This window comes from Caballeronia arvi (assembly GCF_001544695.2).
Taxonomy (GTDB): domain Bacteria; phylum Pseudomonadota; class Gammaproteobacteria; order Burkholderiales; family Burkholderiaceae; genus Caballeronia; species Caballeronia arvi.
Genome location: NZ_FCOM02000008.1, coordinates 51,611 through 74,231, shown reverse-complemented (window position 1 = coordinate 74,231; position 22,621 = coordinate 51,611). Strand labels below are relative to the sequence as shown.

At 63.1% G+C, this 22,621-nt stretch carries 18 protein-coding genes; 11 read left to right on the top strand and 7 right to left on the bottom strand.

From position 1 onward, the window contains the following. Nucleotides 1-11 precede the first annotated feature (11 nt). The 9 genes from AWB74_RS11920 (at nt 12) to AWB74_RS11885 (ending at nt 10,021) form a co-directional block, all read left to right on the top strand. Nucleotides 12-1,640 (top strand): HAL/PAL/TAL family ammonia-lyase, encoded by a 1,629-nt coding sequence (locus AWB74_RS11920; RefSeq protein ID WP_061146972.1) that lies wholly within the window; start codon nt 12-14, stop codon nt 1,638-1,640. 48 nt (nt 1,641-1,688) lie between these two features. Continuing rightward, nucleotides 1,689-2,429: a histidine utilization repressor gene (gene hutC / locus AWB74_RS11915; protein WP_061146971.1), complete on the top strand. Its 741-nt coding sequence runs from the start codon at nt 1,689-1,691 to the stop codon at nt 2,427-2,429. Between the two features lie 244 nt (nt 2,430-2,673). Continuing rightward, nucleotides 2,674-4,362 (top strand): urocanate hydratase, encoded by a 1,689-nt coding sequence (gene hutU / locus AWB74_RS11910; protein ID WP_061146970.1) that lies wholly within the window; start codon nt 2,674-2,676, stop codon nt 4,360-4,362. Continuing rightward, nucleotides 4,359-4,943, top strand: a complete 585-nt coding sequence (locus AWB74_RS11905) for a HutD/Ves family protein (RefSeq protein ID WP_061146969.1) — start codon at nt 4,359-4,361, stop codon at nt 4,941-4,943. The genes hutU and AWB74_RS11905 overlap by 4 nt, the downstream gene beginning before the upstream one ends. Then, a complete protein-coding gene (hutI, locus tag AWB74_RS11900) occupies nt 4,940-6,163 on the top strand; it encodes an imidazolonepropionase (RefSeq protein WP_061146968.1) in 1,224 nt (407 codons plus the stop codon). Before AWB74_RS11905 ends, hutI begins: the two co-directional genes overlap by 4 nt. Further along, the gene (locus AWB74_RS11895; protein ID WP_061146967.1) at nt 6,160-7,548 is read left to right on the top strand and encodes a formimidoylglutamate deiminase; all 1,389 of its coding nucleotides are present in this window, start codon (nt 6,160-6,162) and stop codon (nt 7,546-7,548) included. The genes hutI and AWB74_RS11895 overlap by 4 nt, the downstream gene beginning before the upstream one ends. Before the next feature lie 9 nt (nt 7,549-7,557). Beyond that, nucleotides 7,558-8,355, top strand: coding sequence for an N-formylglutamate deformylase (gene hutG, locus AWB74_RS11890; RefSeq protein WP_061146966.1), 798 nt, complete (start codon nt 7,558-7,560; stop codon nt 8,353-8,355). A gap of 483 nt (nt 8,356-8,838) precedes the next feature. Next, nucleotides 8,839-9,414, top strand: coding sequence for a PAAR domain-containing protein (locus AWB74_RS45605; protein WP_143749203.1), 576 nt, complete (start codon nt 8,839-8,841; stop codon nt 9,412-9,414). Nucleotides 9,415-9,442: 28 nt separating this feature from the next. Further along, the gene (locus AWB74_RS11885; RefSeq protein ID WP_143749201.1) at nt 9,443-10,021 is read left to right on the top strand and encodes a lysozyme; all 579 of its coding nucleotides are present in this window, start codon (nt 9,443-9,445) and stop codon (nt 10,019-10,021) included. Between the two features lie 655 nt (nt 10,022-10,676). Here AWB74_RS11885 and AWB74_RS11875 read toward each other — a convergent pair. Further along, on the bottom strand, nt 10,677-12,110 hold the full coding sequence (locus AWB74_RS11875) for a purine-cytosine permease family protein (protein WP_061146964.1): 1,434 nt from the start codon (nt 12,108-12,110) through the stop codon (nt 10,677-10,679). 220 nt (nt 12,111-12,330) lie between these two features. On the opposite strand from AWB74_RS11875, the gene AWB74_RS11870 reads away from it, so the two are divergent. Both AWB74_RS11870 and AWB74_RS11865 read left to right on the top strand, forming a co-directional pair. Beyond that, entirely contained in the window at nt 12,331-13,392 is a 1,062-nt protein-coding gene (locus AWB74_RS11870; protein WP_061146963.1) for a catalase family peroxidase, read from the top strand. Next, nucleotides 13,389-13,922, top strand: coding sequence for a cytochrome b (locus AWB74_RS11865; protein WP_061146962.1), 534 nt, complete (start codon nt 13,389-13,391; stop codon nt 13,920-13,922). The genes AWB74_RS11870 and AWB74_RS11865 overlap by 4 nt, the downstream gene beginning before the upstream one ends. Before the next feature lie 10 nt (nt 13,923-13,932). On the opposite strand, the gene pdxR is transcribed toward AWB74_RS11865, so the two are convergent. From pdxR to xsc, 6 genes are all read right to left on the bottom strand, one after another. Then, nucleotides 13,933-15,450 (bottom strand): MocR-like pyridoxine biosynthesis transcription factor PdxR, encoded by a 1,518-nt coding sequence (gene pdxR / locus AWB74_RS11860; protein WP_061146961.1) that lies wholly within the window; start codon nt 15,448-15,450, stop codon nt 13,933-13,935. A gap of 62 nt (nt 15,451-15,512) precedes the next feature. Next, complete coding sequence (locus AWB74_RS11855; RefSeq protein ID WP_061146960.1) at nt 15,513-16,826, bottom strand: MFS transporter; 1,314 nt, start codon at nt 16,824-16,826, stop codon at nt 15,513-15,515. A gap of 33 nt (nt 16,827-16,859) precedes the next feature. Beyond that, the gene (locus AWB74_RS11850) at nt 16,860-18,533 is read right to left on the bottom strand and encodes a GMC family oxidoreductase (protein ID WP_061146959.1); all 1,674 of its coding nucleotides are present in this window, start codon (nt 18,531-18,533) and stop codon (nt 16,860-16,862) included. A gap of 196 nt (nt 18,534-18,729) precedes the next feature. Further along, nucleotides 18,730-19,560 carry an IclR family transcriptional regulator gene (locus AWB74_RS11845; RefSeq protein ID WP_235024547.1) on the bottom strand — a complete coding sequence of 277 codons (831 nt, stop codon included), beginning with the start codon at nt 19,558-19,560 and terminating at the stop codon, nt 18,730-18,732. 9 nt (nt 19,561-19,569) lie between these two features. After that, a complete protein-coding gene (pta, locus tag AWB74_RS11840) occupies nt 19,570-20,583 on the bottom strand; it encodes a phosphate acetyltransferase (protein WP_061146958.1) in 1,014 nt (337 codons plus the stop codon). A gap of 63 nt (nt 20,584-20,646) precedes the next feature. Then, on the bottom strand, nt 20,647-22,491 hold the full coding sequence (xsc, locus tag AWB74_RS11835; protein WP_200821964.1) for a sulfoacetaldehyde acetyltransferase: 1,845 nt from the start codon (nt 22,489-22,491) through the stop codon (nt 20,647-20,649). Between the last annotated feature and the right edge of the window lie 130 nt (nt 22,492-22,621).

Here is a 22,621-nt window from a genome sequence, read left to right as displayed (position 1 = left end):
GAAGGATCGTCATGATCGTTATCCGTTCCGCCCAGCCGCTCGAATGGCGTGAAATCGCCGCCATCGCCGCCGGCGCTTCCCTCGAACTTTCTCCCGAAGCCGAGGCGCGCATCGCGGCGGCGCGCAGGCTCGTCGACGAAATCGTCACGCGCGGCATCCGGGCATACGGCGTCAATACGGGCGTGGGCGCGCTCTGCGATGTCGTCGTGTCGCAGGCGGAGCAGCGTGATCTGTCCCACAACATCCTGATGAGCCATGCGGTCGGCGTCGGCGCGCCGCTTGGACGCGAAGAGACGCGCGCGATCATCGCGGCCGCCATCAACAACTTCGCGCACGGCCATTCCGGCGTGCGGCTCGAAGTGGTGCGCACGCTGCTCGCGCTGCTCAACGCGGACACTCTGCCGGAAGTGCCGGCGTTCGGCTCGGTCGGCTATCTGAGTCACATGGCGCATATCGCGCTGGTGTGCGTGGGCGCGGGTCACGTGCGCGCGGGCGGCGAGCGGATCACGGGCGACGACGCGCTGCGGCGACTCGGCCTCGAACCGATGACGCTCGAAGCGAAGGAAGGCCTGAGCCTCGTCAACGGGACGCCGTGCGTGACCGGCCTCGCCGCGCTCGCGATGGCGCGGGCGCAGCGCTTCCTCGACTGGGCCGATGTGGTGTCGGCGATGAGCTTCGAGAATCTCGGCGGCCAGCTCGATGCGCTCGATCCGCAATCGCTCGCCTTCCGGCGCTCCGAGGGGCTGGCGCTGGTCGGCGCACGGCTGCGCGCGGCGCTTTCGGACAGCGCCATCCTCAACGAATCGGTCGGGCGGCGCACGCAGGACCCGCTCAGCCTGCGCACGATTCCGCATGTGCACGGCGCGGCGCGCGATGCGCTGAAAATGACCGCAGAGGTCGTCGATCGCGAACTCGCGTCGATCACCGACAATCCGATCGTCGCGGGCACGCCCGAAGCGCCGCGCGTGTTTTCGCAGGCGCATGCCGTCGGCGCATCGATGGCGCTCGCGATGGACGGCATCGCCGTCACGATGGCGCAGGTGTCGGCGCTGGCCGAACGCCGGCTCGACCGCCTCGTGAATCCGCTCGTCAGCGGTCTGCCCGCGTTTCTCGCGGAGATTGGCGGCACGCGCTCCGGCTTCATGATCGCGCAGTACACGGCCGCTTCGCTGGTGGCGCAGAACCGGCGTATCGCCGCGCCCGCGAGCCTGGACGGCGGCGTGACCTCGGGATTGCAGGAAGATCACCTGTGCCACGCGACGCCCGCCGCGCTGAAGGCGCTCGAAATCATCGAGAACTCGGCGCGCATTCTCGGCATCGAATTGCTCGCCGCGACGCAGGCGTACGATCTTCAGCCGACGCAGCTCGCACGTGCGCCCTATACTGATTCCTTGCGCGCGAAGGTACGCGGCGTGCTACCCATCTATCGCGACGACCGGCCGCTCGCAAACGACATGACGTTCGCATTTCGCATGATCGCGGATGGCGTTCCACCGCCGCTGCCGGGACCGTCGACGAGAACGGACGGCACGGATGATCCGCAGTCGACCGCCGCCGCCCCCGCGACGGTCGCAGCGCACCGGTGTGCGGAATCCGCCAACGACGCCCTTGCCATGCTGCCGGAAGCGCACGGGAGATAAAGCGGCGAGTCATCGCGTGCGCGTGCGGCTCCCATAACTGGACAAAAAATGAAAACGGACGCGGACGCCACACGAGGATCGGGCACGGTCGAGAACCGCAGAATGCTGCCGGCCTATGAGCAGATCAAGCGCTATGTCGTCGACCGGATTGCCGATGGCACATGGAAGCCCGGTGACACGATTCCATCGGAAACGGAACTGGTCAAGGAATTCGGCGTGTCGCGCATGACCGCGTCGCGCGCGCTGCGCGAACTCACCGCCGAGCGCGTGCTGACGCGCGTGCAGGGTTCGGGCACGTTCGTCGCGCCGCGCCATTACGAGTCGACGATTCTCGAAGTGCGCAATATCGCCGATGAGATCACCGCGCGCGGGCATCGACATTCCGCGCGCGTGCTCAGGCTCGAAACGTCCGAGGACGCGGAAGCGATCGCCTCGCTCGATCTCACCGCCGGGCCGGTGTTCCATTCGTGCATCGTGCACTGCGAGGAAGGCACGCCGATCCAGTACGAGGATCGCTACACCAATCCGCATCTCTTTCCCGACTATCTGCAGCAGGACTTCACGAGCGAAACGCCGAATCACTACATGGTGCGGCTCGCGCCGATTCAGCGCGCGGAGTTTCGCATCGACGCGCAGAAGCCCAACGCGACCATCCGCAAGCAGCTCGAAATGGAGATCGGCGAGCCGTGTCTGCTGGTGTCGCGCCGCACGTGGGTCGGCGACGGCGTGGCGACGTCGGTGCAGTTGTGGCATCCGTCGTCGCGATTCCATCTGGTTGGGAAGGTGTAGGGCCGTTTGACCTGACTAGACAACTCGGCGCCTTCACGCACGCGGGTAATCGTTTCCGATTACCCGCGTTTTTGCTTGTGCGCCCCGTAATTCTGCCAACGATCTCCGCGTATACCCTGCACATCTAAATCGACATTTCCTCTTGTATATACAACTTGACGTGGCTAAACTGTTTTCACTGCCCGCGATGATCGCGAATACGCAACGCGGGTCTTCGTCCACAAATCCACCTTGAGCGAAGCATATGAATCATCCCAAACACATCGATCCGCGTCTCGACCCGACCCGCACGATCCGTGCTCCGCGCGGCAGCGAAAAAACCTGCAAGACCTGGATCGCGGAAGCCGCGTACCGGATGATTCAAAACAATCTGGATCCCGAAGTGGCAGAGCATCCGCACGCGCTCGTCGTGTATGGCGGCATCGGCCGCGCGGCGCGCAACTGGGATTGCTTCGATCAGATTCTCACGTCGCTCAAGGATCTGGAAGAGAACGAGACGCTCCTGATCCAGTCCGGCAAGCCGGTCGGCGTGTTCCGCACGCACGCGGATGCGCCGCGCGTGCTGCTCGCCAATTCGAATCTCGTCCCGCACTGGGCGAACTGGGACCACTTCCACGAACTCGACCGCAAGGGCCTCATGATGTACGGCCAGATGACGGCGGGAAGCTGGATCTACATCGGCAGCCAGGGCATCGTGCAGGGCACCTACGAGACGTTCTTCTCGGTCGCGAACCAGCATTTCAACGGCGATCCGAAGGGCCGCTGGATTCTCACGGGCGGTCTCGGCGGCATGGGCGGCGCGCAGCCGCTGGCCGCAACGATGGCCGGCTTCTCGATGATCGCCGTCGAATGCGACGAGTCGCGCATCGACTTCCGTCTGAAGACCCGCTACGTCGACAAGAAGGCGAAGACGCTGGACGAAGCGCTCGCCATGATCGAAGACGCGAAGAAGAGCGGCACGCCGGTATCGATCGGTCTGCTCGGCAACGCAGCCGATGTCTTCGCGCAACTGGTCGAGCGCAACATCACGCCGGACTGCGTGACGGACCAGACGAGCGCGCACGATCCGATCCACGGTTATCTGCCGCAAGGCTGGACGGTCGAAGACTGGCGCGAACGTCAGAAGACCGACCCCCAAAGCATCGTGACGGCCGCGAAGCAGTCGATGGCGAAGCAGGTGCAGGCGATGCTCACGCTGCAGGAACGCGGCGCGGCCACGCTGGATTACGGCAACAACATCCGTCAGATGGCGCTCGAAATGGGCGTGAAAAACGCCTTCGATTTCCCCGGTTTCGTGCCGGCGTACATTCGGCCGCTCTTCTGCGAAGGCAAGGGGCCGTTCCGCTGGGTCGCGCTGTCGGGCGATCCGGAAGACATCTACAAGACCGATGCCAAGGTCAAGGAACTGATTCCCGACGATCCGCATCTGCACAACTGGCTCGACATGGCGCGCGAGCGCATCGCGTTCCAGGGCTTGCCGGCGCGCATCTGCTGGGTCGGCGTGAAGGATCGCTATCGTCTGGGACAGGCGTTCAACGAGATGGTGAAGAACGGCGAACTGAAAGCGCCGGTCGTCATCGGACGCGATCATCTGGACACCGGCTCCGTCGCCAGCCCGAATCGCGAAACCGAATCGATGAAAGACGGCTCCGACGCCGTCAGCGACTGGCCGCTGCTCAACGCGCTGCTGAACACGGCAGGCGGCGCGTCGTGGGTGTCGCTGCATCACGGCGGCGGCGTGGGCATGGGCTTCAGCCAGCATTCGGGCGTGGTGATCGTCGCGGACGGCACGGATGCCGCGCACGAGCGTCTCGGCCGCGTGCTCTTCAATGATCCGGCGACGGGCGTCATGCGTCACGCCGATGCGGGCTACGAGCTGGCGCAATCGACCGCGCGCGAAGCCGGTCTCAAGCTGCCGATGCTCGGCCGATGATCGCAGCGTCCATCACGCTCATTCGCGGCGTGGACCTCGTGGCGTCGCCGTGGAAGAACGGCGGCGGCGTCACGCGCGAAGTCGCCGCGTTTCCCGAGGGCGCATCGATGGATGCGTTTGCGTGGCGCGTGAGCGTCGCCGATGTCGCGCAGGCGGGGCCGTTCTCGCGCTTTCCCGGCGTCGATCGCACGCTGGTGCTGCTCGACGGCGCGGGCATGATCCTCGACGAAGGCGCGCATACGCATGCGCTGATGCAGCCGCTGGATGTCGCGCGTTTCGCGGGCGAATCCGCGATCGATGCCCGTCTCGTCGACGGAGCGACGCGCGACTTCAATCTCATGGTGCGCCGTGACGCGGCGCGCGGCACGCTCGACGTGTGGCGCGCGGGCGAAGCGCGTCATGTCGAAGCGGACACAGCGCTGCTGTATTGCGCGCAAGGCTCGATCCGCATCCGCGTGAACGACGACGCGCCCGTCGCGCTGGAACGAGGTGACACGTTGCGTATCGATCTTTGCAACGCGCATATCGCGACGGAAGGCGACGGCGCGTTGCTCGCCATCGCATTGAGGGAAACGCAATGAAGCGCACGCTTTGGCACAACCTGAACCTTTGTCCCGAAGGCGATCCCGGCAGCACGATCGATGACGCCGCGATCGCCGTCGAAAACGGCAAGATCGCATGGCTCGGCGCGCGCGCGGACGTGCCGCATGAATTCACGCAATGGCCGCGCGAGGACTTGCGCGGCGCGTGGGTCACGCCCGGTCTGATCGACTGCCACACGCATCTGGTCTATGGCGGTCAGCGCGCCGACGAGTTCGCTCAGCGTCTCGCGGGCGTGAGCTATGAAGAGATCGCGCTGCAAGGCGGCGGCATCGTCTCGACCGTGCGCGCGACGCGCACGGCCGACGAAGCGTCGCTCTTCGCGCAATCCGCCGCGCGCCTCGAAGCGCTGCTCGCGGACGGCGTGACGGCCATCGAAATCAAATCGGGCTACGGCCTCGATCTGCCGACGGAGCGCAAGATGCTGCGCGTCGCGCGTGCGCTCGGCGAGCGCTATCCCGTCACGGTGCGCACGACGTTTCTCGGCGCGCACGCGTTGCCGCCCGAGTTTGCGGGCCGCGCGGACGACTATATCGACGAAGTGTGCAATCGCATGTTGCCCGCGCTCGCCGACGAAGGCCTCGTCGATGCGGTCGATGTGTTCTGCGAGCGCATCGGCTTCACGCTCGCGCAGAGCGAGCGCGTGTTCGAAGCGGCGGCGCAGCGCGGCATCGCCGTGAAGATGCACGCGGAGCAACTGTCGAACAGCGGCGGCGCGGCGCTGGCGGCGCGCTATCGCGGGCTGTCGGCGGATCATCTGGAATTTCTCGACGAAGCGGGCGTCGCGGCGATGAAGCAAGCCGGAACCGTCGCGGTGCTGTTGCCGGGCGCGTACTACTTCATCCGCGAGACGCGGCTTCCGCCGCTCGAACTGCTGCGCCGCTACGAAGTGCCGATCGCCATTTCGACCGACAGCAATCCCGGCACGTCGCCGGTCACGTCGCTGCTGCTCATGATGAACATGGCCACGACGCTGTTCCGCATGACCGTTCCCGAAGTGCTGCAAGGCGTGACGCGTCACGCGGCGCGTGCGTTCGGCGACGAGCAACGTCACGGCACGCTCGCGGCCGGACGTCCGGCGGACTTCGCCGTGTGGCCGGTGCAATCGCTCGCGGAACTCGCGTACTGGTTTGGCCGTCCGCTCTGCGCGCGCGTCGTGCGCGGCGGTGAAACCGTCTTCGAACGTCGACTGAACGCATGAATACACTTTTTGCCGAACACGCTTATTTGCCCGATGGCTGGCGTCGCAATGTGCTGCTCGAATGGTCTGGCGACGGCAAGCTGCAACGCGTCACGCCCGATCTTCCCGAAGCGCCCGACGGTGCGGCGCGCGCATCGGGACCGCTCATCCCCGGCATGCCGAACCTGCATTCGCACGCGTTTCAGCGCGCGATGGCCGGTCTCACCGAATATCGCGCCAATCCAACCGACAGCTTCTGGAGCTGGCGCGATCTGATGTATCGCTTCGCGGCGCGCATCACGCCCGACGATCTCGGCGCGATTGCGCGCTGGCTCTACGTCGAAATGCTGAAGGCGGGCTACACGTCCGTCTGCGAGTTCCATTACGTGCATCACGCGCCCGATGGCCAGCGCTACGGCAATCCGGCGGAACTCGCCGGACGCGTGGTGCAGGCGGCGAGCGACACGGGCATCGGCATGACGATGCTGCCGGTGCTGTACCAGTACAGCGGCTTCGGCGCGCAGGCGCCGCGCGACGATCAGCGGCGTTTCATCAACACGCCGGAAGGCCTGCTTCGGATCATCGACGCTTTGCGACGCGCGCATCCCGAACGCGGCGATGTGCGTTATGGCGTCGCGCCGCATTCGCTGCGCGCGGTGTCGCGGGCGTCGTTGCGTGCGCTGCTCGAAGGACTGGATGCGACATCGGCGGATGCGCCGGTGCATATCCACATCGCGGAGCAGACGGCCGAAGTCGATGCCTGCGTCGAAACCGAAGGCGCGCGGCCCGTGCAATGGCTGCTCGATAACTTCGACGTGAACGCGCGCTGGTGCCTCGTGCACGCGACGCACGTCGATGCAAACGAAACCGCCGCGCTCGCCAAAAGCGGCGCGGTCGCCGGCCTGTGCCTGACGACCGAAGCGAATCTCGGCGACGGCATTTTTCCCGCGCACGCTTATCTCGAAGCGAACGGCGCGTTCGGTGTCGGCTCGGACAGTCATATCGGCGTGGACTGGCGTTCGGAGCTGCGTCTGCTCGAATACGGCCAGCGCCTCGCACGACGCCAGCGCAACGTGCTGGCCGCGCCGCATCGCGCGATCGTGGCCGACAGGCTCTTTGCCGCCGCGCTGCAAGGCGGCGCGCGTGCGACGGGGCGTGCGGTCGGCACGCTCGAAGCGGGCGCACGCGCCGACTGGATCGTGCTCGACGCCGAACATCCGAATCTCGCCGAACAGACGCCCGATACGTGGCTGTCGTCAGTCGTGTTCTGCGAGCACGGCGGATCGCCGATTCGCGATGTCTATACCGGCGGCGAGCGCGTGGTCGAAGACGGACGTCATCGTGACGAAGCGCGCCTTTACGCGGACTATCGCGCTGCTCTCGCGCGCTTGCTGGCCGATTCCTGAATCCCACACATGAACGATATCTTCACGCTGGAACGCGGCGATGCGCCGCTCGTCATTTCGATTCCGCATCTCGGAACACACATTCCGGACGCGATGCGCGACCGGTACACGGACGTCGCGCTGACCGTGGCGGACACGGACTGGCATCTCGATCGCCTCTATGCGTTCGCGAAGGCATGGGGCGCGACGGTGATCGGCGCGCGCGTATCGCGTTATGTCATCGATCAAAACCGTCCGCCGAACGACGAAAGCCTGTATCCCGGTCAGACGACGACGTCGCTGTGCCCGACCGAAACGTTCCGCGGCGAGCCGCTCTATCGGGATGGATGCGCGCCCGATGCAGCCGAACGCCGGCAACGCGTCGAGCGCTTCTGGCAGCCGTATCACCAGACGCTCGACGCGGAGTTGAAGCGTCTGCGCGGCGCGCACGCGAACGTCCTGCTGTGGGAGGCGCATTCGATCGCGAGCGTGCTGCCGCGTCTTTTCGAGGACAAGCTGCCGGATCTGAACATCGGCACGCAGGACGGCCGCACCGCCGATGCGTCGATCCAGGCGCGCGTGGAAAGCGCCGCGAAGGCGAGCGGTTTGACGTGGGTGGCGAACGGACGCTTCAAGGGCGGCTATATCACGCGGCATTTCGGTGCGCCGAAGGACGGCGTGCATGCGGTGCAACTCGAAATGTGCCAGTCCGCGTACATGAACGAATCGCCGCCGTTCGATTTCGTCGATGAACGCGCGGGCAAGGTCGAAGCGGTGCTGCGCGACATGTTGAGCGGCGCGCTCGACGCGGTGAAGGCGATCGGCTGAATATCGGTATCACGATGAAGAAACGGCTGCGCATCGAAAGATGCGCAGCCGTTTTTTATTGCGATCAGCATAGGCGCACTCCTGCGGGTGCAAGTCCCGCCATAAGCTGGTCACAGCGAGTGAAGTGAAGTGAAGTGCAACTGGGAAAGGCGACTGATCGTGGGGAGGACGTGTGGAGCGTTAATCGCGAGCCGACGCCATGTTTGCGGCAATCCAACAAGCAATCTCCGCTGTTTTCGGACCATTCCCATGTCGGCCCGCGGCCTTGGCGCGAGAGCATCGCCAGATCGGAGCGCAATCTGGCTCGGCTTGTCGCCGGTCGGTTTCGGCCAGTACGTTAGCTTTAGTGGAGGTCTGGAAATGTCGGAGCAGCAACGGAAAGTCGGAAGGTGCGCAATAGCAACCATCGGCGCGTGTACTGAGCGCTACGAAACGGACAGCGTGCATCTTATTGCCGTCTATCTTGGACACCGGGAGCAATAGATGGGCATTCACTATGCGATCGTTGAGGGTGATCCGCTCGACAACGGCAACGGCGGTCGTGTGATCGGCGGGGCGGACCATTGCACTATCACAGACGGGCAAGGGCGGGTACGCAGGCAAACACACGCAGGGCATTTAGCTTGGTGCGGCGTCTGCAAATCCCACGGACCAATACGCGAGGCAGCACCTATTACGCGATCGCTACGCGGCTACGATGTGAGGCTAGGTGCATACGAAGCGGTAGATGGCGATATCGTCATCTGCAAATGCCCACGCCCGCCGCGCGTCGTTGCCGTATACGCCCGGACGGTCATGTACATCGATGACAGCGGGCACGCACCCGTTCCAACTTATGCTGCCACTTCACAGGAAACACCGCGCCGCGCTTACGACGAACAATTCACCTTATGCGACGCGGCCGGAAAGCCAATGTCCGAAACGTTCTATACGGTGTGCCTGTCATCGGGCGAAATGGTCCACGGAGTAACTGACTCTTCGGGTCGTACCGAGCGCCACGCGACAAGCGGCGCGCAGGGCATTCGCCTTTATCTCGGCCACCGCGAAACAGCGGAATAGTCGCCGACGTTCAATAACAAAGAAACTCATGACTGACGCGCTCTGCACGGCAACAACTAACACAGACCCGAACTCAAATCGCACTGTTTACGCGTCGAGGCTATGCAAGCCTTGGGCCGTGTCAAACGACGGGTTGTCTTTTCTCGCAGTTTGGGAGTCTGGCGTGCTCAACGGGAAAAGCTTTCTTGGGCTTCAAGTTACTGAAGGTTTCATCTTGACCGTCTATAAGGATAATAGGGGTCTTCCCACTGTAGGATGTGGGCATCTTGTCGTTGCAGCCGATAAGCTGAAGGTTGGTGACACAATAACACTCGACAAGGCAAGAGAGTTTAAAAAGAAGGCGATCGACGAAATAGAGGCTCGACTAAACCGAGACATACGAGTACCGTTGTTTCAGTTCGAATACGATAGCTTAGTGAGCATCCTGTACAACGCTGGCAGCTTCAAGGGCGCGGATGAGATCATAAAGAAGATCAATTCGGGGCACTATGATAAGTTGTTTGACTACATCCTCACCTATCGAATTGGGCATAACAACGGACTCCGGCCGAGGCGTTTTTCAGAAGCACGCTTATTTGCATCGGGGGTCTACGATGCTTCGCACTAGCATTTGGCTTGTTGCATTTTCGATTTTTTCCAGTAATGCTGTGGCCCGAACCGATCCTGATTGTTTGAAGCATCTAGGTGGAGGCTATTCCGATACGCAATGCTATGCGGGCCTTAGCTCGGACCTTGTGTCAGAGAACCAAGGTCTATACAGGCGCATTCGCAAGACCATTCCGGCTGGAAACGCTCATGCGCGTTTGCTTAACGAATATATGACGGCGCAAGATCGTAGCGTGAGGTATTGTGAGCTTCAACGAAACGCGGGGGCCAAATGGAAAACTTCGCACGATGGGTCTATGTATTCAGCTCTCTATGAACAATGCGTCTATGACGTGCGCAAGGCGCAGAATAAGTTCTTGCAAGCACTGCTAGAAATGGCTAATTGGAAGTAGGCACAGGGCCCCCGCAAGTGCGGTGATGCCGTTCAGTTTTTTTAACGGAGTAACGTGAAGGTCGGGATTTGACGGCCCGGTCGACGACGGTCGCATAGTCCGGAGTAAGGGCGGCCCACGTGAGTAGCAGCCGACGTTATCGGCGGGTTCGACGCGTCGGCTATTCCCGAGCCTAGCCCGGCGCGGACCCGCATGCCGGGTGGTGTGGCATAGGGTCGGCCACATTCTCTGACCGCCCCTATCCCCATTTCGATCAGCCCGCTGTCACTCTTGCGCGTTTGGCAGAACCAGCCGCGCGGGATAGGTCCGCGGCGCGCGACGCATCACCGCGTAGTAAACCAGCCCCGGAACGACGAGCCCTATGATCCACGAGATATCCGTGCCCCCGAGCGCATCAACGAAAGGACCGGTGTAGAAGTGCGTCGAGATGAACGGCATCTGCACGAGCACGCCGAGCGTGTAGATCAGAATGGCCTTGCCGTTCCAGCGTCCATAGCGGCCGTCCGGGTCGGAAAGTGCGGGCACATCGTAGCGGGATCGCGTGAAGCAGTAGTAGTCCACCAGATTGATCGCGCTCCACGGCGTGAAGAACGCGAGCAGAAACAGGATGAACGCGGTGAACTCCTTCAGGAACGCATGACGGCCCGCGAGCGCGACGAGCGTCGACAGGCTCACCATGCCGATGACGTACACCAGCCGATGCCGCGTCGAGATGGCCCGTTTCGCCCGGAACGCGCTGACGATCGTCGCCATCGACATGAAGCTGCCGTAGGCGTTGAGCGTCGTCACGGTCAGCTTGCCGAACGCGATGCTGAAGTAGAGCAGCGCGGCAATGCCGCCGCTCGCGCCCAAGCCGACGATATACGCGACCTCGTGATGAGCGAACGCATTGCCGGCGAGTGCGGCGGCGAAGACGCCGAAGACCATCGCGGCCTGCGCGCCGATCACCGAGCCCAGGCCGACCGCGAGAAACGTGCGGATCGACGACGTCGAGCGCGGCAGATAGCGTGAATAGTCCGCGACGTACGGGCCGAATGCGATCTGCCACGACGCCGAGAGCGACATCGACAGCAGGAAGCTCGCGATCGAGAAGTGGCGGTTGCTCAGCAACGCGCCGATGTCATGCTGCGCGAACAGCCGCGCGAACATGAAGACGAACGCCGCCACGCCGATGACGCTGGCAATGCGCCCGACGAAGTGAATCGCGCGATAGCCGAGCAGCGTCAACAGCACGATCAGCACGGCGAACGCGCAGATACCCGTTGTGTCCGGGACGTTGAGCAACTGCGCCGCCGCCTGTCCTGCGAGCAGCGTGCCGCTCGCGGAAAAACCGACATACATGACGCACACGAGCACGATCGGAATGGCCGCGCCATAGACGCCGAACTGCACGCGGCTCGAAATCATCTGCGGCAGGCCGAGCTGCGGACCTTGCGCGCCGTGCAGCGCCATGACGGTCCCGCCGACGAGCTGCCCGAGCAACAGCGCGATCAGCGACCAGAAGACATCGCCGCCGAGCACGACCGCGAGCGCCCCGGTGATGATCGCCGTCACCTGAAGATTCGCGGACAGCCAAAGCGTGAATTGGCTATACAGGCTACCGTGCCGTTCGGCTTCGGGAATGTAGTCGATCGTGCGCGTTTCGAAGACTTCGCGGCCGTCGCTGGTCCGCTTCGCGACGAGTTCGGGGTTCGCCATGAAAAGTGGCTCCGATTGTCAGGGTTCGATGGATGGGGTGTCATCGCATCATGTTGTATAGACAACCGTGGTTGAATAGGGAGTAACCCGTGTGAACGGGCGGTGACCAAGGCTGACGAATCGCAGCGACGGGGTATCTGCACGTTTGGCCCATTGCTGGCACGATTCCCCTCACGCTGCTAGATTACCCCGCACCAGAATCGTTGATCGAGAGACTACGATGACTGACAAAAACGCCTCCCCACGCTCGCCATTTCCCGCGCTGATCCTCATCGCGGCTATCGTCGTCGCGCTGGTCGCGGCATTTGCCTACACCGCGGGCTGGCTATCGCCGAACCGTCTCACGCCGGCGAAGATCGTCGGCAGCCTTGCGCCGCCCGGCGGCGCGGTGCCGGGCTTCAGACGCAATCACGCGAAAGGCATCTGCTTCAGCGGCGATTTCGAATCCAACGGCTCCGGCGCGGCGCTCTCCAAAGCCAAATTGTTCGCGCCGGGCACATACGCCGTCACCGGACGCTTCAATCTCGCCACGCCCGACCCGAAGGCATCGGACGCGATGGCGCGTGTGCGTGGCCTCAGCCTGCGCATCGTCATGCCCGACAACAGCGAGTGGCGCTCCGCGATGATCGATGCGCCGTTCTTCCCCGTCGCCACGCCGCAAGCCTTCTTCGAGCTGCAACGCGCGCTCGCCAACAAGAACGACCCCGAGTCGATGCAGAAATTCGCGGCCGCGCATCCGGAGATCGCCGCGTTCGGCGCATGGGCGGGCAGCGCGCCGTGGACGCCCTCGTACGCGGATCAGCGCTACAACAGCCTCAATAGCTTCGTCTTCACCAACGCCGAAGGACAGGACCAGACGGTGCGCTGGTCGTTCATCCCGGCAGCGAAGCCCGAGACCGTATCGCCGGATGAACTGAAGAAGAAGGGCGACAATTTTCTCGATGCCGACATCACCGAACGCGTGAAGAGCGAGCCGCAACGCTGGGCGATGGTCGTGACCGTCGCCAATCCCGGCGATCCCACCGCCGACCCGAGCAAGGCGTGGCCGGAAGACCGGCATACCGTGGAAGTGGGCACGCTCGTCGTGAAGACGATCGAGCCCGAGCCCGACGGACCGTGCCGCGATCTCAACTTCGATCCGACCGTGCTGCCATCGGGCATGCGCGTATCCGACGATCCGTTCCCCGCCGCGCGCTCGGCCGCCTACTCGGTATCGTTCAATCGACGCACCGCCGAAGACAAGGACTATCCGCACACGCCCGCGCAAGGAGCCAGGCCATGAACGCGATCCACGAGCGGTTCTCGCCGCTGCAACGCGCCCTGCACTGGATCATGGCGATCTGCATTCTCGCGATGCTGTTCATCGGCGTCGGCATGGTGTCGACGGTGAAGCCGGACTATCTGAAGCTCGTATCGATACACAAGCCGCTCGGCGTCGCGATACTCGTGCTCGCGCTGATCCGTCTCGCGGTGCGTATCGCGCGCGGCGCGCCACCGCTGCCCGCCGACATGCCCGAACCGATGAAGCTCGCCGCGATCCTCTCGCACTACGCGTTCTACGCGCTGATGATCGCGTTGCCGCTGCTCGGCTATGGCATGTTGTCGGCGGCGGATTATCCGGTCGTCGTGTTCGGCGTGCGCGTGCCATCGCTGTTGCCGCATAGCAATTCGCTGCATACGCTGCTCTGGAACGCGCACCGCTTCCTCGCGCTGTGCTTCTTCGCGTTGATCGTCGTGCATCTGGCGGCGGCGCTGTTTCATGCGCTCGTGCGCCGCGATGGGGTCTTTCACGCGATGGCGCCGTGGAAGTAAATACGCGCAGTCACGGCCGGCGCTGCTGCACGACCTGGGCGAGCGCCCGCACGCCCGGTTCGATCAGCTCGGCGCGTATCGCTGAAAAGCCCATGCGGAAGCATCGCTGACCATCAGCGGGATCGGCGAAGAACACGTTACCCGGCTCGATCAGCACACCGAGCGCCTGCGCGTCTTTGGCGAGGCGCGTGGCATCGAGCCACGGCGGGCCTTCGACCCAGCACGACGCGCCGCCCGTCACCTTCGATGCGCGCAGCTCCGGCAAGTGGGTAGCGAGCGCATCCGTCAGCACTTCGGCGCGCTCCTTGTAGACGCGCCCGAGCTTGCGCAGCAGCGTATCGTGATGACCGAGCGCGAGAAAGGTCGCGAACGCACGCTGAATGTAGGCGGCCGGATGACGAATCATCAAACGGCGCAGCGCGCGCAATTCGCGGATCAGCGTGCGCGGCGCGACGATATAACCGAGCCGCAATCCGGGCGCGAGCGTCTTCGATAACGAGCCGATATACACGACGCGCTCCGCCGTATCGAGACTCTTCAATGCCGGATGCGGCGTGCCTGAAAACGAGTTCTCGCTCTCGTAATCATCCTCGACGACGATGAAGTCATGCTTCACAGACAGATCGAGCAGCCTGCGCCGCCGCTCGATCGGCATCGTCACCGTCGTCGGGCATTGATGGCTCGGCGTGACATACACGTAATCGCACGGCGCGAGCAGGCTTTCATCGTCGATGACCGCGCCTTCGTCATCGACATTGATCGGCACGATCTGCGCGCTGTGATGCTGGAAGATGTTGCGCGCATCGGGATAACCGGGATTCTCCATGCCGACTTTCGTCTGCTCTCCGCACAGCAGATCGCCGATCAGATAAAGCGCCTGCTGACAGCCGTTCGTGACGACGATCTCGTCGGGCATCGCGAACACGCCACGGCGCGGCAGCACGCGCGTGCGAATCTGTTCGACGAGCGTTTCGTCGTCGCGCTCGATCAGATCGGGCGCCCAGTTGCGGATTTCCATCACCGACAGGCCGTGCATGCAGCTCTCGCGCCAGTCATTCGTCGGAAAGAGCTCGGTGTCGAATTGCCCGTAAATGAACGGATATTCGTAGCTCTGCCAGTTCGACGGCTTGACGATATTGCGCTGATTCGACGGCGCATGCTGGATGCGCGCGCTCCAGTCGGGATGGCCCTGCTGCGTCTGCACGGCGGGCGCATCGGCTACGCCGGTCGCGGTGAAGCCACGCTGCAATTCATCGGTCGCCGGATTCACGAAATGGCCGCTGCGCTCGCGCGACACGAGATAGCCTTCCTCGACGAGCTGTTGATACGCGAGCACGACCGTATTGCGCGACACGTTGAGCTGATCCGCGAGCTCGCGGCTCGATGGCAACGCGGAGTCGGGCGCGATATGACCGCTCAATATCGCATTGACGATCATCTGGCGGATCTGGTTCTGCAAGCTCATCCCCGAGACCCGCGAGCGTTCGAAAAGCTGCGCCCAAAGCGTGGCGGTTGGGCGGGTGGGCATGCATGTCTCCTGCAAAAGTTATCGTGGTGTTTGCATATTAGGTTATCAACCCGCGCAGGTTATCAACTCACGGAAAACGCCAGCTCTCGCCGCTGTCGCAATCCGACCCAGGCCGCCGAGGCCGCGCTGATGACGCCCGCCGCGAGGCAGTATCCCGCGATCATCCACGGATCGCCGCCATTGCGCTGCAACAGCCATGTCGCGATGATCGGGCTGATGCCGCTCGCGAAAATACCCGAGAACTGATACACGAAGGAAATGCCCGAGTAACGCACTTTCGCATCGAAGAGCTCGGAGAAGAGCGCGGCTTCCGGCCCATAGATCGACGCATACACGACGCCCAGCGGAATCACCACGGCGAGCCACGCGAGCATCGTGTTGCCGCCGCTGTTCTTCATGAGCCAGAAGCCGAGGAAGGCCGAGAGTCCTGTCGCCAGCGAGCCCCAGAAGTAAATGCGTGCGCGTCCGACGCGATCCGACAGCCGCCCGAAAAAGGGAATCGTGAAGATCATCACGAACGCGGCGACCATCACGCCGATCAGCGCATCGGTGCGTTGCAGATGCAGCGTGCCGGTGAGATACGAAATCGAGAACACGCCGAACACGTTGAAGAACACGCCGTCGATGAACCGCGCGCCCATGCCCGCGATGACATTGCCGGGATACTTCGTGAGCACATCGACGATCGGCATGCGCGCTTCGCTGCCCGACTTCCGGATGCGCGCGAACTCCGGCGTCTCCATCACGTTCAGCCGGATATACATGCCGATGGCGACGAGCGCGAACGACAGGAAGAACGCGAGGCGCCAGCCCCACGCGAGGAACTGCGCATCGGTCAGCGTGAGCGACAAACCCGCGACCACGCCCGACGAGAGACACAGCCCGAGCGCAAGCCCGATCTGCGGAATGCTCGCGTAGAAGCCGCGCTTGTTCTCGGGCGCATATTCGAATGCCATCAGCACCGCGCCGCCCCATTCACCGCCCAGACCGATGCCTTGCATCACACGCAGGAACAGCAGCAGCGACGGCGCCCAGATGCCGATCTGCGCATACGTCGGCACCATGCCGATCAACACGGTCGCGACGCCCATGATCGTGAGCGTCATCACGAGCATGCTCTTTCTGCCGAGACGATCGCCGAAGTGACCGAAGATCACGCCGCCCAACGGCCGGCTCAGAAAGCCGACGGCGAAAGTGCCATAGGCGAGCATCGTCGAGATGAGCGGATCGCCGCTCGGGAAATACAGTTTGTTGAAGACGATGCCGGCGACCACGCCGTATAGAAAGAAGTCGTACCACTCGATCGTCGCGCCGATCAGACTTGCAACGACGACGCGTCTCATCTGCTTGCCATCGGTTCGGGGCAGTGCGTTCATTGGTTTGTCTCCGTGATGTTTCGAGGCCTGTGTTCAGCCTCTTTGCCCTTCATGGGCGCTGTGCTTTTCGATAACGGCTTCGCCTGCTTCTTCCACGCGCGTGACGTGCTGATAACGCTGATCTTCGAGAATCATGTCGGCGGCTTTCTCCGCGATCATGATGACGGGCGCGTTCGTGTTGCCCGATACGAGTTCCGGCATGATCGACGCATCGACCACGCGCAGACGTCCGATGCCGCGCACCTTCAGCCTTTCGTCGACGACGGCGAGCGCATCGCTGCCCATCTTGCAGGTGCCTGCGGGGTGATAGATCGACTGGCTGAATTTGCGCGCGACGTCGAGCAGCTCGGCGTCGGTCTGATAGTTCGAACCGGGAATGAACTCGGAGACGATGTGCTTCGCGAGCGACGGCGCAGCAGCGATGCGACGCGCCACCTTGATGCCGCCGATCACGACAGGATGATCGCGTTCGTCGGAAAGATAGTTCGCGTGAATCGCGGGATATTGCAGCGGATCGTTCGAACGAATCTCGACGCTGCCGCGACTATGAGGCCGCAACTGACACACCGACGATGTGAACGCCGAGAAAGGATGCGCGCCCTGACCGGGCTTGTCGGCGGAAAGCGGCTGCATGTGAAACTGGATGTCGGGACGCGTCACATCGGGCGACGAACGCGTGAATATCGCGACCTGACTTGCAGCCAGCGTGAGCGGCCCCGTGCGCGAGATTGCGTATTGCAGGCCGACGAGCGCTTTCTTGAGCGGATGATTGACTTCGTCGTTGAGGGTGCGTTCGCGCGTCTTGAAGACGAGCCGCACTTGCAGATGATCCTGAAGATTCTGGCCGACGCCGGGCAGTTCATGCCTGATCTGCACGCCCGCATCGTTCAGCACGTTCGCAGGACCGACGCCCGAGTTCTGCAGGATTTGCGGCGACCCGATCGCACCCGCCGCGAGAATTACTTCTACACGCGCGCGCACGGTCTTCACGACGCCTTCGTGCACGTATTCGATGCCGATGGCTTCCTTGCCGTTGAAAAGCACGCTGCGTGTTTGCGCACGCGTTTGCACGATCAGATTGCGGCGATCACGGACGGGCTTGAGAAAGCCTTTCGCGGTGCTCCAGCGCAAGCCCTTGTATGCGGTCTGCTGAAAATAGCCGACGCCTTCCTGCGTTGCGCCGTTGTAGTCGTCGTTGAACGGAATGCCGATCTCTTGCGCCGCCGCGATGAAGTGATCGGCGATCGGCCGGCGCAAGCGCAGATCGGACACTTTCAGGGGACCGCCGGCGCCGTGGTATGCGCTCGCGCCGTGCTCCTGATCTTCCGACTTGATGAAGTACGGCAACACGTCCCTGAAGCTCCACCCGGCGTTGCCGAGTTCGGCCCAGCGATCGTAGTCTTCGTGCTGTCCGCGCACATAGAGCAGCCCGTTGAGCGAGCTGCTTCCGCCGAGCACCTTGCCGCGTGGCCAGTCGATGCTGCGTCCCGCGACGGCTTCGTCCGGCTCCGTGCGATAGCACCAGTCGAGCTCGGGATCGTGCATCGTCTTGAAGTAGCCGACGGGAATGTGAATCCACGGGCTCGTGTCGCGTCCGCCCGCTTCGAGCAGCAGCACCGTGTTGCGCGGGTCGGCGCTCAGCCGGTTCGCGAGGACGCAACCCGCCGAGCCCGCACCGACGATGACGTAATCGACTTCATGCTGCATGACACCTGTCTCCTGGAATCTTCTTTTTGGAACGAATCGCTTCGTTCGTCGTACGTTCAGTACGTTCAATGTGGAAGAAGCCGGCCAGGAAGCCAAGAGAAAAGCGCGGAAGCCCGCGAAAGTGAAACGGAAACCGCCAAATTCGATTCAGAACTGCGAGATATTTGGGTATCCGAAGTAGATATGCTGCGACGCGTCAGAAGGTCGCCGCGAGCGCCGCTGCCGCTTCCTGCAGCCGCGGCACGAACGTGAGCGCGCGCGACAGCGCCATGCGCGACACCGGCCCATGCACCGCGATGGCCGCGATCCACTTCCCGCGCGAATCGATGACCGGCACCGCGACGCATGCAATGCCCAGCACGAATTCCTCGTTATCGACGGCAATGCCTTTGTGAACGATGCGATCCAGTTCAGCTTCGAGCAGATTCGGATCGTCGAAGGTATTCGGCGTGAAGCGTTCGAGCCGCATCGCGCGTATCAATGCCGAACGTTCGTCACGCGGCATCGTCGCGAGAAGCAGCTTGCCGCTCGCGCTGCAATGCGCGGGCACATGCGATCCCGGTTTGAGTTCCAGCCGCAACGCCCACGGCGATTCGCAGCGGTCGAGATAGAGCACTTGCGTGTCGTGCAGCATGCTCAGGTTGCAGGTCTCGCCGAGATCGCCCACGAGATGCTCCAGAATCGCATGTCGCTGACGGCGCGCGCCGCTGTGCATCATCACGTCGACGCCGAGCCGTTCGAGGCGCGGACCGATCACGTAGGCGTTTTTCTGGCCCGGCTCGCGCGCGACGAAGCCGCCCGCTTCGAGCGATTGCAACATCCGGTGCAGCGACGCTTTCGGCTGCCCGATGATGTTCGCGAGTTCCGCGAGCGACAGCGCGCTCTTTGCCGCGACGAGATGCTCGAGCACGCTGAATGCGCGCAGCGTAGGCGTTTCCGCGCGCGCGTTCGAGGCGCTATCGACGAGCGCCGCGCTCTCCGTCGATTCGGATTCGACGAACGATTCGGTTTCGAGTCGCGTGTCCATGTTCGACGCTCACACGGTCTGATGCCGCGCGGCCTGCGCCTGCACGCAGGTCACGGCGATCACGTAATAGATATCGTCGGCGCTGCAGCCGCGCGACAGATCGTTCGCGGGTTTCGCGAGCCCCTGCAAAAGCGGGCCGATGGCCTTCGCGCCGCCGATGCGCTCCGCGAGCTTGTAGCCGATGTTGCCCGCTTCGAGGCTCGGGAAAATCAACGTGTTCGCGTGCCCTTCGATCTGCGAGTGCTGCACCTTGCGCTGCGCGATTTCCGCGACGATCGCGGCGTCGAGCTGCACGTCGCCGTCGATCGCGAGGCCGGGGCGCGCTTCCTTCACGCGCCGCGTCGCGTCGATCACTTTATCGACGGCCGCATGATGCGCGCTGCCGCTCGTCGAGAACGAGAGCATCGCGACGCGCGGATCTTCCATCAGCAGGTTGCGCGCGCTGTCGGCGGCGGCCATTGCAATCTCGGCAAGTTGCTCCGCATCCGGCTCGACGACGAGCGCGCAATCGGAAAAGATCAGGCCGCCTTTCATTGTATGAAAAGGCTCGCACAGCATCATCAGAAAGAAGCTGGAAATGAGCTTGAACGACGGACGCACGCCGATGATCTGGATCGCGTTGCGCACGACGTCCGCCGTCGTGTTGACCGCGCCGGACACGGAGCCGTCCGCCTCGCCCGTGCGCACCATCAGGTTCGCGAAGCACAGCGGATCGAGCACGGCTTCGCGCGCCGCTTCAGCCGTCATGCCTTTTTTCTGGCGCAGGGCGAAGAGCTCGTCTGCGAAACGTGCGCCAAGCGGTGATTGCGAAGGATCGACGATCTCGATGCCTTCCAGATCGATGCCCGCGCCATCCGCGACCTGATACGCGCGCGCTTTTGCGCCCACGAGCACGATGCGCGCGATGCCTTCCTTCTGCGCGCGTTGCGCTGCCTGAAGCACGCGCGTGTCTTCGGCTTCGGAGAGGACGATACGCATCGGCAGGTTGCGAGCCTGATCGATGATGCGATGCATGGCTTTCATGGCGGGCCCATTCAGATAAGAAGAAAACGCCGCCCCGGGAAGCAGGGCGGCGCGACGAAGGACTTAGACGTAGTCCTTGTACTTGTCGAGCATGCGGACCGGCTTCGCGAGCGCATCGCGGCGGAACGGATCGCCGAGTTCGCGCGTGCACATGATCTCGATGATCGTGGTCTTGCCGTGATTCATCTGCAGATCGATGGCTTTCTTCAGCGCCGGGCCCACGTCTTCCAGCTTGTCGACGACGATGCCTTCCGCGCCCATCGCCTTCGCAATCTCGGCGAAGCTCTGGTTGTCGAGCTCGCCCGCGACGAAGCGGCGGTTATAGAAGTCCACCTGATTCTTCTTCTCCGCGCCCCATTGGCGGTTATGGAACACGACCGCCGTCACCGGAATGTTATGGCGCACGCAGGTCATGGTTTCCATCAGGCTCATGCCCCACGCGCCATCGCCGGCGTAGGACACGGCAGGACGATGCGGTGCCGCGACCTTCGCGCCGATGATCGTCGGGAACGCATAGCCGCAATTGCCCCAGCTCATTGCCGCGAAGAAGCTGCGCGGCTTGTTGAAGCGCAGATAGCTGTTCGCCACCGAGTTGATGTTGCCGATATCGGTCGAGACCATCACGTCTTCCGGCATCGCCTTTTCGAGCTCGCGCAACACCTGACGCGGATGCAGATACTGCCCGCCGCTGAACGGCGTCTCGTTCTTCTGCTCTTCGATCATGTCGAGGCTGTACGGGTCGCGCTCATGCGTCCACTCGTCGAGCTCCTTCTCCCACGCGGCCTTTTCATCGGCGATGGTTTTCGAGCGGGCGTCCTTCGTCGCGTCGCAATCGAGCTTGCGATCGGCGAGACGTTGCGTGAGCGCGATGGCGGTCGCCTTCGCGTCGCCGCAAATGCCGACGGAAATCTTCTTCACGAGGCCGAGCATCTTGTGATCCGCATCGATCTGGATGACCTTCGCTTCCTTCGGCCAGTAGTCGAGGCCGTGCTGCGGCAGCGTGCCGAACGGTCCGAGACGCGAGCCGAGCGCGATCACCACATCGGCCTGGTTCAGAAGCTTCATCGCGGCCTTCGAACCCTGGTAGCCGAGCGGACCGCACCACAGCGGATGATTCGCCGGGAACGAGTCGTTGTGCAGATAGCTGTTCACGACCGGCGCGCCGAGACGTTCCGCGAGCGCCTTGCATTCCTCGATGGCGTCGGACATGACCACGCCGCCGCCCGAAATGATGACGGGGAATTTCGCCTGTGCGAGCAGATCGGCCGCTTCGTTGAGGCTTTGATCGCCGCCGGGGCCGCGATCGAGACGTTGCGGCTTCGGAATCTCGACCTTGACCTGGCCGTAGAAGTAATCGCGCGGGATGTTGAGCTGCGTCGGGCCCATTTCCGACATCGCGCGGTCGAAGCAGCGCGCGGTGAATTCGGCCATGCGCGCCGGATGCGTGACGTGGCCCTGATACTTCGTGAATTCCTGGAACATCGGCAGTTGCTTCGCTTCCTGGAAGCCGCCGAGACCGATACCCATCGTGCCGGCTTCGGGCGTCACGATCACGACCGGGCTATGCGCCCAGTACGCCGCCGCGATGGCCGTCACGGCATTGCTGATGCCCGGACCGTTCTGACCGATCACGACGCCATGACGGCCCGACACGCGCGAATAGCCGTCGGCCATGTGGCCCGCACCCTGTTCGTGGACGACGGGGATCAGACGGATGCCGGCGGGCGCGAAGATGTCCATCGCGTCCATGAACGCCGAACCCATGATGCCGAACATCTCGGTCACGCCATTGGCGGCGAGCGTTTCGACGAAGGCTTCGGACGGGGTCATCGCCTGCGGACCGCTGGGTGTCGCATTGGTGGTGGCGAGGGTGGTCTGGGAAGGACGTGCTTGGTCGTGCTCGCTCATGAGTGTCTCCGGGTGAAATAAAACGGAACGTTTGGTTCCGGAATATGTATCGTGAACACATCGTAGGACGAGTCGATTTCGCCGTCAACTAGTTTTTAAAATAAACGGAATGAATTGTCTCGTTAAAAGT